Source organism: Terrabacter sp. Root181 (assembly GCF_001428505.1).
Taxonomy (GTDB): Bacteria; Actinomycetota; Actinomycetes; order Actinomycetales; family Dermatophilaceae; genus Terrabacter.
The window spans coordinates 343,142-355,235 of sequence record NZ_LMHU01000005.1 but is presented as its reverse complement, the minus strand read 5'-3'; the positions used below and the strand labels follow the sequence as shown (position 1 = coordinate 355,235).

The window sequence follows — 12,094 nt, the reverse complement described above, 5'->3', positions numbered from 1 at the left end:
GCGCGGCACGTGGAGGAGCCGGAGCGAGATGTACGTCCTCGAAACGGACGTGGGAGGGTCGGCGAGGGGCGGCCTGGAGTGAGGGGTCGTCCGGCGTCGGCCGAGATCGGCGTTCGGCGTTCGGGCGGTACGGGAACTCACGTTATGGGTCGGCTGGACGACGCGTCAGGCAAATGATGAACTTCGGCCGAATCTGCTCAGAATCAACGGAATCCGTCGTCGTAGGGGGAGTTTTCGTCGGAAGTGTCGGCTGATGCTGCCTGGATCCGGAGATCGGTGTCCAAGGTTGGGAGGGGCCGGGAGGCAGACTTGCGTTGGAGTGCGCTCGAACGCCTAGCGTCGATCAGATGACCGACACCTTCCCCCTGGCAGACCGCACCGTCCGACGCGTGGGCTTCGGAGCCATGCAGCTCCCCGGCCCCGGCGTCATGGGCCCGCCGCGTGACCGCGACGAGGCGCTGCGCGTGCTGCGCCGCGCCGTCGAGCTCGGCGTCAACCACATCGACACGGCTCAGTACTACGGCCCCGACGTCAGCAACGAGCTGATCCGCGAGGCCCTCCACCCGTATGCCGCCGACCTGGCCATCGTGTCCAAGGTGGGCGCGCGTCGTGACGCCGACGGTGCGTGGCTGCCGGCACAGAAGCCTGCGGAGCTGCGGGCCGACGTCGAGGAGAACCTCCGTGCGCTCGGGGTCGACCACCTGACGGCGGTGAACCTGCGCCGGATGGATGCCGATGCACCGGGTGCCGGCGACGTGGCGCTCGAGGACCAGGTGGCCGAGCTCGCTGCCCTGCGTGACGAGGGCAAGATCGCGGGCGTCGGGCTGTCGACGGTGTCTGCCTCGGATCTGACTGCGGCGCAAGCGATCACGGAGATCGTGTGCGTGCAGAACCCGTTCAGCCTCGTCGACCAGACTGACGCTGACGTGCTGTCGGCGTGCGGGGCCGCTGGGATCGCGTACGTGCCCTACTTCCCGCTGGGCTCGGCCTTCCCGCACCTGCCCAAGGTCGTCGACCAGCCGGCCGTGCAGGCCGTTGCCTCTCGTCGCGGGGTGCCTGCCGCTCGGGTCGGCTTGGCGTGGCTGCTTGCCCGCGCCGACAACGTACTGCTCATCCCGGGCACGTCGTCGGTCGCACACCTCGAGGAGAACATGGCGGTCGCCGACCTCGAGCTCACCGACGAGGACCTCGCCGAGCTGGCAGCGGTCGCGGCCTGATCCCGGCGACCCTCTCGGGGCTGTGGCTCAGCGACGCGCGAGGAGGACGACGGGGATGACCCGGTCGGTCTTCTTCTCGTAGTCGGCGAAGCCGGGGTAGCGGCGCTTCTGCTCCTGCCAGACCGGCTCGCGCTCCTCGGGTGTCATGACCCGGGCGTGCACGTCGATCGTCTCGACATGACCGTCGCTGCCCACCTCGATCGCCGCGTCGGGGTGGGCCTTGAGGTTGTGGAACCACGCCGGGTTGACGTCGAGGCCGGCATAGGACGCGAAGACGGCCCAGCCGCCGTCGACCGCCTGGTACATCATCGGGTTGGTCCGTGGCTCCCCCGACTTGGCGCCGGTGGTGTGCAGGAGAAGCAGGGGCGCACCCTCGAAGTGGCCGCCGACCCTGCCGCCGTTGTCACGGAACTCGGCGACGACCTTGTCGTTCCACTCGCTCATGCCCGTCACGCTACGCGCAGAGATTCCACCAAGGCGCGGGAGGCCTCAGCAGGCCTCGACGGGGCCAGCCGTCTGCAGCAGGTAGTCGGCCACCAGCCGTGGCTGCACCAGTGGCAGCAGGTGCCCACCCGGAAGCACGTCGACCTCCACGCCGAGCCGGTCACGAGCCACCCGACGCTGCAAACCGATCGGGAAGAAGCGGTCGTCAGCGCCGGCCAGGACACGGGTCTTGACTGCTGGCCACGCCTTGAAGACACACGGCGACTGGAAAGCGGTGTCGGCCTCGGCGCGCCGGTAGGACTCGCCCTCGGCCGCGATCTCGGCGTCGACATCGTGCAGGAAGTAGCGGTCCACGTCGAAGGGTCCGTAGCCACCGACGCGGGCTGCCTCTTCCTGGGCCTCGAGGGCGCCGGTGTGCGACCACCAGTCGCGTGCGGTCTCGCCAGGATCGGGGATCATCGCGTTGACGAGCACCAGCTCCCGGACGGGCACCCGCTCGCAGACGAGCGGCGCGGTGAAGCCTCCGAGCGACCCTGCCACGAGCACGTCCGTCGAGCGTGAACCGATCGCGTCGACCACCACCTCTGTGTAGCGGGGCAATCCGGCGGTTTCGTCGTCACCCGGCAGATCGACCGCGATCACTTCGTGTCCGGCCTCGCGCAGGAATCCGGTGACTCGACTCCAGACCCACGCCGAGCCACCGGCCCCCGGAATGAGAACGAAGGTCAGCACACTTGACTGTAACGAGATCGACTCGGGCGCCACCGCGGCGTTGGGCTGCGGGTTGGACGCTTGCTTCATGGTCGACGTCGATCCAGAGCGCTTCGAGGGGCGCGGGCGGGTCTGTCTCTTCACCGCAATCAAGCGTATGGCTGTGACCTGCGTCCGACCCGCCCTACTCGCCCTCAGGCCAGATGGGGCCCTGGTCGGTCCAGGTGACTCCCTTGTTGTGGCAGAGGCAGAACGGGTGGCCGACGGGGTCGGTGTAGACGCGCCAGCCGTAGCCGTCGGGGCCGATGGAGTCCTGCTGCAGGGTCGCGCCCAGGGCCAGGACGCGGCTCTGTTCGGCCTCGATGTCGTCGACCTCGAAGTCGAGATGGAACTGCTTGGGGTGCTCGTTGTCGGGCCACTGCGGCGGGCGGTAGTCCTTCACCGGGACGAAGGCCAGTTCGATCTCACCAAACCGGATACCGGCCCAGTGGCCGTGGCTGCCCTCCTTGACCGGGCGACCCGTCACCTCCGAGTAGAAGGCTGCCAGCTCCATCGTGTCCGGGCAGTCGATGATGAAGTCGGTGAGTCGCAGCATCCGGCGATAGTGCCACACGATCACATGACACCTCTGCCAAGCATCGATGCCCCGCGGCGCCGCCAGATCCGCTTCAGTCGCCGGTGTCAGGGTGCGTCCCACGGCCGCGACCGCAGCGTCGAATCCGGCCGCCAGTCAGTTTCGCGATGCGCGCGGCCCGGGTCTCTGGCTTCTTCGCGTCGTGAACGCGATAGAGGATCGCATAGCGGTTGGCGCCGTTGAGTGTCTCGAAGAACGCCCTGGCCTGCAGGTCGGCCGCGAGCGCGGCGGGGACCAGGCCTGGACGGTCCTTGGCGAAGTCCGGATAGCCGTCTCCAGGACTGAGCCCAGGTTTCCTGTGGATTCAAGGGCGTCGCCATGCGAACCACTCCCAGCCGTAGCGTGTCCGGGCATGCCGCGCGGAGGACGAGATCTCCGTCCATGTCACTAACGAGGGCGTTGACCGCGGGCGTCGCACCGCCGCAAGGCGGGCGCCTGTCCTGCTCCGGACGTGCCGAGAGCTGAGACCGTTGCAGTAGTCGTCTGACTGCAATCGGTGAACGGGCTCGTCGAGGTTGCGCTGATCGATGACGTAGAGCCGGAGTGGGGGCGGTCACCAAGCGCTACGGTCAGTCTGTGGCCGCGACCAGTTCCTCGACTCCGACAGGTCGTGGCTTCTCCGACGCGGCCGCCATGCATGCGCTCACCGCACTTTCCGGCCCGTACCTGCCCTGGGGTTCGGGCGCGATGCGACCCGCCGGGCTCGTAACCGTCTGCAACGACATCGTCTTGAACGAACGGCGCCGCATCGTCGAGCTCGGCAGCGGGATCAGTACCGTTCTCCTGGCCCGCCTGATGACCCAGCGCCCACCGCACGGTGGCTTCCTGATCGCGAGCGTCGAGCACGACCCGCTCTGGGCCCGGTGGGTGCGCGCTCAGCTCGACCGCGAAGGCGTCGGGGCCGACGTCACGATCGTTCAGGCGCCCCTGTTGCCGCATCCCCGCGCCGAGTCCGGCATGAGCTGGTACGACGAGGCAGCCCTGGCCCAGGGACTGGGCGAAGCCTTGGGGACCGATCCCATCGACCTGCTGCTGGTGGACGGCCCACCCGCGCATGCCGCCGGCCACGGCTTGAGCCGCTACCCCGCCCTGCCGGTCCTCGAGAGCCGCCTGACCCCGGGCGCCACCGTCGTTCTCGATGACGTCGAACGTCCCGGTGAGCAGGAGGTACTGCGCCGCTGGGAGCAAGAGACCGGGCTCGCCTTCGACCGCAGCCTCGAGAGCGGGGGTGTCGCGGTGGCCCGGATGGCCGCCGAGGGCCCGGGCGGCGGCCATGGCTGACGGGCCATCGACCGGCCGCCGGCCGCTCACCATCGCCCGGGTCATCGGAGTACTGGAGCGGGGCGGGGCCCAGCTCTCTGCCCTGCGACTGTCCGCCGCCTTGCGCTCCGAAGGATTCGTCACCCGCCTCTACGCCGGGGACGCCACCGATGAAGGGATCGCCCTCGCGACCGCCTTCGGCGTGCCCGTCGAGACCTTCGCCCGGAACGCACATCTGCAATGGGTGCCGTCGACCGACTTCGCCGAATGGCTGCGTTCCCGCCTGGCAGACGCCGACCTTGTCCACGCCCACATGTTCGGGGCCTGGTGGGCGGCGGCGGCGGCCGTGCCCGACGGAGTCCCGCTCGTCGCGTCCGAGCACAACGCCGTGACCTGGCCGTACGGCGACCATGTCACCCAGGCTCGCGCCGCCGCCGGACGCCTTGCGGCCTTCTTCACCCACGGCCCCGCTGCCCGCGCCTTCGCCGTCTCGCTCGGCGTCCCGGCGGGGCGGCTGCTCGAGGGACGCTCCATCATCGAGGGTTTCGATGCACGGGCGCTGCCCGGGCTGCCCTGCCCCAGAGTGACCTTCGCCGGGCGCCTGCACCCCGAGAAGGGTCCCGACGTCCTGCTCGAGGCGCTGGCGATGCTTCCCGATCCGCCGGCAACGCTGCTGCTCGGTGATGGTCCGTTGCGGGAGTCCCTCACCGCCCGGTCTCGCGCCCTGGGCCTGGCCGATCGGATACACCTGCCGGGATGGGTGCGCTCGCCCGGCTCCTACATCGCCGGAGCCAGCGTGCACGTCGTCCCGTCCCGGGAGGAAGCCTGGTCACAGAGTGCCGTCCTCGCACTGGGCCTGGGGGTGCCGGTCGTTGGCAGCGCCGTAGAAGGGCTGCCCGTGACCTTGGGGCAGGGCCGCGGTGTGCTCGTCCCGTCCGAGGACCCCGAAAAGCTTGCACGCGCCATCGACGAACTCCTGCACGGTCGCGGGGTCCCCGACCCGGGACCGGGGCGCATCTACGCCGAACGCTTCAGCCCCGAGCGGATCGCGCCGTACTACGCCGACACCTACCGGCGGCTCACCCATGAGGAACGACCCACCCGGCGGCGGACTCAGGCCCCAGAGTAGTGATCGGCCGGTGCACGCACGTGGCGCCAACTGGTCGGTCGGCGCACTGCTGCGACACCCCGGCCTGTCGGGCCAGCCGGGTGACATCGACCGTTCACGACCTCGGCAGTCTTCTCGTGGACGGCTGAGCCCTCCGCTCAATCCGCACCCCCTGGACTGGTGACGCAGTGTCTGCTTCGGGCAGGCTGAGGCCATGCTGACGATCGGACAGCTGGCGTCCTACGCCGGGGTGACCATTCGCGCAGTGCGGCACTACCACCACATCGGACTGCTCCCGGAACCGGAACGCGACGCCTCCGGCTACCGCACCTACGACGCCGCCGCGGTGGTGCGACTCATCCGGATCCGCACCCTGGCCGACGCCGGCGTCCCGCTCGCCCGGGTCCGCGAGCTGCTCGACGCTGACCCGGAGACGTTCGCCGATGCGACCGCCCACATCGACCAGCAGCTACGTGCGCAGATCCGCGCGCTTCAGGAGCACCGCCGGCGCATCGCGCTGCTGGGCTCCGGTGACTCGTTGGCGCTCCCGAAGGACGTGGTCGACTACCTGGACCGGCTGCGTGCCACCGGAGCCTCGGAGGCGGTCATCGAGCCCGAGCGAGATGCCTGGATCCTGATGGCGGCGCGATGGCCAGAAGCGATCCCGGCGCTCATGGCCGAAAAGACGGCCCAGCTGGCCAACCCGAGGGTCGTCCAGCTCTACCGACTCATCGGTCGGATCGCAGAGGACTGGCAGGACGAGGAGCTGCTGCGTGAGACGGCCGACCTGATGAGCGAGCTGCTCGAGGAGGCAGCGGCCGGCGGCGAGCTGGACCGACAGGACGAGCAGATGCCGGACGCGGCGTTCATCCGCCTGATGGACTCGTTCGCCGATGCCGCCCACCCCGCCGTCGCGCGGCTGCGGGAGCTGATCGCCGAGCGCGGTTGGACCGGGTGGACCCGGATCGAGAAGCGCCTGCCCTGAGCCGTCACGCTTGTCTGCGACGGTGAGTGCGTCACACCGCCGGGACGCAGCGTCGAATCCGGCCAGCAGTCAGTGGACGGTTCGCGATGCGCGCGGCCCGGGTCTCTGGCTTCTTCGCGTCGTGAACGCGATAGAGGATCGCATAGCGGTTGGCGCCGTTGAGTGTCTCGAAGAACGCTCTGGCCTGCGGGTCGGCGGCGAGCGCGGCGGCCAGGTCATCGGGGACGGTCGCGCTCTTCTGGCCCGCGTAGGCCGCCGCCCACCGGCCGTCCGCCTTCGCCGCGTCGACCTGCGCCTGCCCGGTCGGCCGCATGCGACCGGACTTTATCAGCGCCTCGGCCTTGTCCCGGTTGGTCTGCGACCATTTGCTCCGCGGTCCGCGTGGGGTGAAGCGCTGCAACCAGTACGTCTCGTCATATCCCCGCTTCTGCCCGTCGATCCAGCCGTGGCAGAGGGCGACCTCGAGCGCCTCCGGGTAGCTGACCGTCTCCGCCGCGCCCACCTTCCCGATCTTGAGCCAGAAGCCGCGGTGGTCGGAGTGGTGCTCGGCGAACCATGCCTCGCAGTCGGAGACAGTGGCGAACGAGATCACCGGCTGGCCGGCCAGCTCCTCCGGCGTCTCATCGTCGGACATACGGCCATCCTGTCATCGCCCACCGACAGGAAGGCCGGCTCCACGGCTGGCAGGTAGCCATGGACCTGCATCACATCGCCGCGCCCGGACCACGGCCTTCGCGGCGCCCGCCGCCCTCCATAGAATGGCCGGGACGGTTCAGTCGAGAGGATCGCGCCATGGACCCCGAGCGTTCGCTGGATGAAGCCACCCGAACGGCGTTGAACGAAAGTCAGATCATCGATCTGACGACGACGGGCCGGCGGACCCGTCGACCGCGGCGCATCGAGATCTTCCTGCACAACGACCACGGCCAGCTGTTCATCACCGGAATGCCCCGGGCTGACCGTAAGCGCGACTGGATCTACAACATCGAGGCCGACCCCCACGTCATCGTTCACATGAAGCAGTCGGTCGTCGTGGACGTGCCCGCGACGGCCCGAGTCGTCACCGACCCCGACGAACGCCGGCCCCTCATCGAGGCGGCCGCCCGGCGATGGGGTCGCACCGACGTGCCGGACATGCTCCTGCACAGCCCGCTCATCGTGCTCACCGTCGACGGCTCGGTGGACCATCAGCTCGGCTTGTAGCGGCCCGCCGCCGCCCGGACGAAGGCGAGCCACACCACCGCCTGCCGGGCGTGCGGACCTGGGCGCCCGCCCTTCCGGGCAGCTGATCGGTTGGGGCGCCCTAGTCGAAGAGACGCAACAGCAGGGGTCGGTTCTTCGGTGTCCAGATCAGCTCGCGGAACTGGTCGACGGGGCCGACCGGCCATCTCTGCGCAATGCTCACGACGGCTGGGTCCTGGATCACAGGGAGGAGCAGGTCGGGGATGTCGGCCCAGGCGACCTTGAAGGGTCGGTCCCACAGCTGCACGACCTTGGTCGTCACGGGAGCGGTCAGGCCGAGCGCGTCGTGCATCTCCGCCAGCCGCTGGTACGCCGTCATCAGCGCCGCTTCGCGGTCCTGCCAGGCCTGCGCGCGCCCGACGTCCCACAGGACGGGCGTCAGCTCCGAGCCACACGCAAGGCGGGAGAAGGCCGTTCCGAACCATTTCGAGTACGGCGCGTACTGCCGTTCCATCAGGAAGGCGAGCCGCATGAGATCCGAGACAAGACGCGACCCGATCACCGAGGAGCCCAGCTCGTCGCCCGCGGCTCCGGCTCTGCCGACCAGGTTCATCTCGGGGTGGACGCGCCACCAGCCGGCGAGCAGCAGGTACAGCCAGACGTCGTGGGGGTAGTAGGCCAGACGGTCTCGCGCCGCCTGCAGGCCGACCTCGTCGTGAAAGACGACCCCCGAGGTGAACATGCGCAGCCCGTGCTCGGGCAGTGTCAGCCAGTCGCGCGGCTCGATGTCGCGGGCCATGTCCAGCTCCAGCTGCTGCCGGACGTAACCGCGGACGGTGTGGACCTCGTAGCCGATCGGGTGACCAGCGAAGGTCGGCGGTAGATCCCGCTCCAGCGCCTCCCGGACCGCGGCGCCATGGCGCGGCTCGTCCTGCTCGGCGAGGAAGACCAGAACACGCGGCTTCCAGTCGTGGTCGGTCGACATCTCGTCGTCGAAGCCGAGCACCTCCGACCCGCGGCCGAGCAGCGCCGCAGAGTGCGGCAGGTCAGGGAAGTTGGCGCTCAGAAGGGGCCGCACGACCTCGTCGTACAACCGCCGGCTCAGCACCGCCCCCGGAACAAACTCCGACACGCCATCAGCCCCCTCCACGGAAACTCAGTGTGGACCCACGCACCAGCCCGGTCGAGCCAAGGGCGGGCCGAGGCCGTCGCGAAATGCAGGACCCGTCGTGATCGGGACGGAACACGCTGCCGCGAGCGAGCACAACCATGGCTAGGTCAGACCGCCCGCCCGCGAGGAAGACTCCCGGCCCCCGGGGCGGCGACGAGCGGGCCTGTCCTCTTCTTGGAGTGCGAGTGGGATCGGTGGCTGTTTGCTGGACACCAGGGTGCCGGTTCGGCAGATTTGGCGGAGACCCGAGGGCGGACCAACGCCCGGGAACGGCGAAGGTGAGTAGCTGATGCGGCTGGTCGTCCAGGAGTTCCTCACGCTCGACGGCGTGTCTCAGGGGCCGGGGTCTCCCGACGAGGACACGAGCGACGGGTTCACCCGCGGCGGCTGGTTCGCGCCGTACGTCGACGAGCCGTTTCTCGAGCTGGTTGGGAACTGGCTCGGCGAGGCGGACGGATTGCTGCTCGGTCGACGTACCTATCGGAACTTCGCGCGCGACTGGCCGCAGATGACCGACCATCCCTTCGGCGGCATCATGAACGCCCTGCCGAAGTACGTGGCGTCCCACGGCCCGACCCAGCCCGTTTGGAGGCCGACCAAGATCCTGTCGGGCGACCTCCCCACGCAGGTAGCCGAACTGAAGCAGCAGCCAGGTCGGGAACTGCAGATTCATGGCAGCGCCCGGCTGGCTCGCTCGGTCTTGGCAGCTGGACTGGTCGACACCCTTCGGCTCGTCGTCGCCCCGGTAGTGCTGGGCCAGGGGCGACGTCTCTTCCCGGACGACGGGCCGCCGGCCGGTCTGAAACTCGTCAGCCATCAAACGACGCCAAGCGGCCTGTCGGTGCTCACCTTCGATGTCACGGGTGAGCCGGAGTTCGCGACGTACGGGCCCGAGACGTAGCCGCTCCCCCGCCGGAGGGACTCGCGCTCGCAGCTGGGTCGACTGGCGCAGCTGGCAGCACGGGTCCGGGACACGGTGTGCCAGTTGCGGGAGCGGCACCGTGGGGGATGGGTCAGCCGCGAGTTCCACCCGCGCGCTTCACCATGCGAAGGCATGCGTCTTCCGCCACGAACCTGCCGATCCTCCCGGTCGGCGCATGCTGAGTTGAGGTGCGTCGCATTTCTCGCCATCTGCCGTTCGCAGATCTGGCGCCCCTCACTGACCGCGCAGCTGTTCGACGATCGCTGCGGCGGCGTCGATGTCCTCTTCCCAGAACGTCCAGTGGCTGATCCCCCAGAGGTCCCGTCGCGTGAGGAGCTCGTCCACGACCCGGGCTGTGTCCCCGACCAGGTAGTAGGGGCTGGTCGAGGCAACCTCTCGGGAGGTCCAGTCCTCGAGGGGTATCTCGTCGCTGGACCCGTGGATGCCGAAGACGAGAGCCGCGCGCTCGGGCGGCTTCGTGGATCGCTCCTGCAATGCCGCTTCCAGCACGCTGATCTTGTGGTCGAAGGCGCTCTGGGAGAACTCCGCGGGATCCAGCCCACCACCCGGCAGAGACTTCGGAACGAACGCCACGGTGTCCGCCCACCGAGCCGCCAGTCTCGTCATGCGTGGGCCTCCGCCACCGAGAAGCAGGGGGATGGGTCGTTGCACCGGCTCGACGGTCAGCTCGCACCCGTTCAGCCGATAGTGCCCGCCCACCCAGTCCAGCGTCTCGCCGTGGTGGAGACGGCGGACGATCTCCACCGCTTCCTCGTACCGGGAAGCTCGGACAGCGCCCTCATCGAAGGGAATTCCGACCATCTCGTACTCCGAGCGGGACCACCCGGCCCCGATGCCGAGCTCCATCCGGCCACCGGACAAGCGGTCGATCTCTGCGGCCTCGCGAGCCAGCAGCACGGGGTGCCGGAAGTCGTTGTCGTAGACGTAGGAGCCAACCCGCAACGTTGACGTCACGGCTGCTGCCGCCGCAAGTCTCGGAGTGCACACGGTGGAGTTGTGAAAGTGGTCAGCGACCTGCAGCACATCGAACCCGAGGTCCTCCACGCGTCGCGCGTAAGAGGTCCAGGCGGTCTTCGACTCCTCGGTTCCGCCCGTTGTCACCAGGCCGAACCGAAAGGGCCGCGACGTCTCCTCGAGGGTCATGCCTGAGAGTATTCCGCGCCCGCAGCCTCCCTAGCCGTCGTCTGCGGCGCGCCGTGCTGCAGCAGTCCGGCCGAGCCAACGCGTGCGTCATCCGGCCGCGATCCGGCTGGCGCTCACAGCTTTCCGACGTGATGTCGTGCCTGTTCCACGACAGCGTCCACGTCAAGGCCGTAGGCCCAGCGTCCGCTCGCCGCAAATGCGGCCAACCGCTCCGCTGCGCGGTCGAAGAGTCGATCCGCTCCAACCTGGTTTCCGCGGGCCGCGTGAGTCATGGCGACGCAGACCTGCGCAAGCCCCTGCCACAGGTCCCGCTCCTCGATCGGTCCAGCCTTCCAACGCGCCTCCAGCACCTCGTGGGCGGAGAACGGACGTCCTGCCCCCACGAGTTCTCGAGCGGCCGCAAGGGCCTCTTCGGGGGGCAGGGGCTCCTCCGACACCGGCTCGACACCCTCGGTCCCGTAGGGCAGCGGTCGACCCAGGGCGTCGCGAGGCCGTGCCTGGCGAGCCCGGCCTTCGGTATCCCGGTCACGATCAGGTCCCGTCATGTGACCAGTCTCCCAAGAGGCGGCACCAGACGGCGCCGTCTTCCGCCACGAGTCAGGAGACCGACGGGGGCCAGCGATGCCTGCGCCACTCGTCCCATGTTGCGAATCCGGCCGGCGGGTCGTCAATGGGTTCGGTGCCGTCGAGCTCACCTGACGTCGGGATGTCGATGCTGGCAGCCCATGTGGCGAGTTCGTCGTCGCTCATGGGCCAGGTGGTGTGTGGCGCTTCGGCCTGGCGCTGGTCACGTCGTCGCCGCTGCTCGTCCGGGGTGAGCTCGAAGTAGAGCATCTCCACCATCGCGCCGAGGTCTGCGGCCGCCTGCCGCAGAGCGGAACGCTCGTCGCGACCCCAGAGGCCGAAGTCGATGACGACGTCGTTGCCGAGCTCGAGGGCGCGCAGCCCGACCTCGATGAGGCGTCCTTCGATCACGTCCTGGGCCGATGGCGGGTTCTCGTGCAGGTAGAGGGCCTTCACCCATTCGTCCTTCGTGAGACGAAGGGCCCCGTGCTCGATCTCGATGCGCCGCGCGGCAGTGGTCTTCCCCGTGCTGGGGAGTCCGACAGTCAGGTACAGACGTGGTGGTCTCATCACCACCCCTGTCCCAGCTGACGCCTCGTCATGGCCGAGGACCCTACCGGGACCCGGATCGGCGATCGCCCGTAGGCGCGCGACGGCGGGCACGGACCCTCCGAAACGGAACGCCCGATCGTGCGCGCCGATACTCTGGCCCGAGGTCGACCCCTACATGGA

15 protein-coding genes are annotated in these 12,094 nt (G+C 69.2%); 6 read left to right on the top strand and 9 right to left on the bottom strand.

The genetic code is table 11. The features are described from left to right. Nucleotides 1–347 precede the first annotated feature (347 nt). A complete protein-coding gene (locus ASD90_RS10590; protein ID WP_056755608.1) occupies nucleotides 348–1,217 on the top strand; it encodes an oxidoreductase in 870 nt (289 codons plus the stop codon). 27 nt (nucleotides 1,218–1,244) lie between these two features. Here the strand turns inward: ASD90_RS10590 and ASD90_RS10585 are convergent, their stop codons facing one another. The 4 genes from ASD90_RS10585 to ASD90_RS22955 form a co-directional block, all read right to left on the bottom strand. Further along, the gene (locus tag ASD90_RS10585; RefSeq protein ID WP_056755604.1) at nucleotides 1,245–1,661 is read right to left on the bottom strand and encodes a nitroreductase family deazaflavin-dependent oxidoreductase; all 417 of its coding nucleotides are present in this window, start codon (nucleotides 1,659–1,661) and stop codon (nucleotides 1,245–1,247) included. 45 nt (nucleotides 1,662–1,706) lie between these two features. After that, complete coding sequence (locus ASD90_RS10580) at nucleotides 1,707–2,516, bottom strand: alpha/beta fold hydrolase (RefSeq protein ID WP_235506550.1); 810 nt, start codon at nucleotides 2,514–2,516, stop codon at nucleotides 1,707–1,709. Between the two features lie 40 nt (nucleotides 2,517–2,556). Further along, nucleotides 2,557–2,967, bottom strand: a complete 411-nt coding sequence (locus ASD90_RS10575) for a VOC family protein (RefSeq protein ID WP_056756393.1) — start codon at nucleotides 2,965–2,967, stop codon at nucleotides 2,557–2,559. 73 nt (nucleotides 2,968–3,040) lie between these two features. Continuing rightward, nucleotides 3,041–3,244, bottom strand: coding sequence for a YdeI/OmpD-associated family protein (locus ASD90_RS22955; RefSeq protein WP_255358555.1), 204 nt, complete (start codon nucleotides 3,242–3,244; stop codon nucleotides 3,041–3,043). Between the two features lie 338 nt (nucleotides 3,245–3,582). On the opposite strand from ASD90_RS22955, the gene ASD90_RS10570 reads away from it, so the two are divergent. The 3 genes from ASD90_RS10570 to ASD90_RS10560 all read left to right on the top strand — a co-directional run bounded on the left by ASD90_RS10570 (nucleotide 3,583) and on the right by ASD90_RS10560 (nucleotide 6,359). After that, on the top strand, nucleotides 3,583–4,287 hold the full coding sequence (locus tag ASD90_RS10570; RefSeq protein ID WP_157623152.1) for a class I SAM-dependent methyltransferase: 705 nt from the start codon (nucleotides 3,583–3,585) through the stop codon (nucleotides 4,285–4,287). Next, on the top strand, nucleotides 4,280–5,395 hold the full coding sequence (locus ASD90_RS10565; protein ID WP_162260196.1) for a glycosyltransferase: 1,116 nt from the start codon (nucleotides 4,280–4,282) through the stop codon (nucleotides 5,393–5,395). Before ASD90_RS10570 ends, ASD90_RS10565 begins: the two co-directional genes overlap by 8 nt. 193 nt (nucleotides 5,396–5,588) lie before the next feature. Beyond that, nucleotides 5,589–6,359 carry a MerR family transcriptional regulator gene (locus ASD90_RS10560; protein ID WP_056755591.1) on the top strand — a complete coding sequence of 257 codons (771 nt, stop codon included), beginning with the start codon at nucleotides 5,589–5,591 and terminating at the stop codon, nucleotides 6,357–6,359. 31 nt (nucleotides 6,360–6,390) lie between these two features. Here ASD90_RS10560 and ASD90_RS10555 read toward each other — a convergent pair whose 3' ends face one another. Then, nucleotides 6,391–6,993, bottom strand: a complete 603-nt coding sequence (locus ASD90_RS10555) for a YdeI family protein (RefSeq protein WP_056755588.1) — start codon at nucleotides 6,991–6,993, stop codon at nucleotides 6,391–6,393. A 59-nt stretch (nucleotides 6,994–7,052) separates the two neighbouring features. On the opposite strand from ASD90_RS10555, the gene ASD90_RS22950 reads away from it, so the two are divergent. Further along, nucleotides 7,053–7,562: a nitroreductase family deazaflavin-dependent oxidoreductase gene (locus ASD90_RS22950; RefSeq protein ID WP_162260195.1), complete on the top strand. Its 510-nt coding sequence runs from the start codon at nucleotides 7,053–7,055 to the stop codon at nucleotides 7,560–7,562. Between the two features lie 100 nt (nucleotides 7,563–7,662). Here ASD90_RS22950 and ASD90_RS10545 read toward each other — a convergent pair whose 3' ends face one another. Continuing rightward, nucleotides 7,663–8,673, bottom strand: coding sequence for a DUF4037 domain-containing protein (locus ASD90_RS10545; RefSeq protein WP_235506548.1), 1,011 nt, complete (start codon nucleotides 8,671–8,673; stop codon nucleotides 7,663–7,665). A gap of 328 nt (nucleotides 8,674–9,001) precedes the next feature. Between ASD90_RS10545 and ASD90_RS10540 the strand changes: the two genes are divergently transcribed. Next, nucleotides 9,002–9,613, top strand: a complete 612-nt coding sequence (locus tag ASD90_RS10540) for a dihydrofolate reductase family protein (protein ID WP_056755579.1) — start codon at nucleotides 9,002–9,004, stop codon at nucleotides 9,611–9,613. Nucleotides 9,614–9,868: 255 nt separating this feature from the next. On the opposite strand, the gene ASD90_RS10535 is transcribed toward ASD90_RS10540, so the two are convergent. The 3 genes from ASD90_RS10535 to ASD90_RS10525 form a co-directional block, all read right to left on the bottom strand. Beyond that, nucleotides 9,869–10,798: a TIGR03621 family F420-dependent LLM class oxidoreductase gene (locus tag ASD90_RS10535; protein WP_056755576.1), complete on the bottom strand. Its 930-nt coding sequence runs from the start codon at nucleotides 10,796–10,798 to the stop codon at nucleotides 9,869–9,871. Between the two features lie 113 nt (nucleotides 10,799–10,911). Then, nucleotides 10,912–11,343, bottom strand: a complete 432-nt coding sequence (locus tag ASD90_RS10530; protein ID WP_056755571.1) for a DUF309 domain-containing protein — start codon at nucleotides 11,341–11,343, stop codon at nucleotides 10,912–10,914. Nucleotides 11,344–11,395: 52 nt separating this feature from the next. Continuing rightward, on the bottom strand, nucleotides 11,396–12,025 hold the full coding sequence (locus ASD90_RS10525; protein ID WP_235506546.1) for an ATP-binding protein: 630 nt from the start codon (nucleotides 12,023–12,025) through the stop codon (nucleotides 11,396–11,398). Nucleotides 12,026–12,094 lie beyond the last annotated feature (69 nt).

What these genes read in the sequence shown, in the direction of transcription:
- ASD90_RS22950 (WP_162260195.1), top strand. Translation starts at nt 7,053, where the DNA reads ATGGACCTGCATCACATCGCCGCGCCCGGACCACGGCCTTCGCGGCGC.
- ASD90_RS10530 (WP_056755571.1), bottom strand. Translation starts at nt 11,343, where the DNA reads ATGACGGGACCTGATCGTGACCGGGATACCGAAGGCCGGGCTCGCCAG.
- ASD90_RS10585 (WP_056755604.1), bottom strand. Translation starts at nt 1,661, where the DNA reads ATGAGCGAGTGGAACGACAAGGTCGTCGCCGAGTTCCGTGACAACGGC.
- ASD90_RS10575 (WP_056756393.1), bottom strand. Translation starts at nt 2,967, where the DNA reads ATGCTGCGACTCACCGACTTCATCATCGACTGCCCGGACACGATGGAG.
- ASD90_RS10590 (WP_056755608.1), top strand. Translation starts at nt 348, where the DNA reads ATGACCGACACCTTCCCCCTGGCAGACCGCACCGTCCGACGCGTGGGC.
- ASD90_RS10535 (WP_056755576.1), bottom strand. Translation starts at nt 10,798, where the DNA reads ATGACCCTCGAGGAGACGTCGCGGCCCTTTCGGTTCGGCCTGGTGACA.
- ASD90_RS10555 (WP_056755588.1), bottom strand. Translation starts at nt 6,993, where the DNA reads ATGTCCGACGATGAGACGCCGGAGGAGCTGGCCGGCCAGCCGGTGATC.
- ASD90_RS10565 (WP_162260196.1), top strand. Translation starts at nt 4,280, where the DNA reads ATGGCTGACGGGCCATCGACCGGCCGCCGGCCGCTCACCATCGCCCGG.
- ASD90_RS10560 (WP_056755591.1), top strand. Translation starts at nt 5,589, where the DNA reads ATGCTGACGATCGGACAGCTGGCGTCCTACGCCGGGGTGACCATTCGC.
- ASD90_RS10540 (WP_056755579.1), top strand. Translation starts at nt 9,002, where the DNA reads ATGCGGCTGGTCGTCCAGGAGTTCCTCACGCTCGACGGCGTGTCTCAG.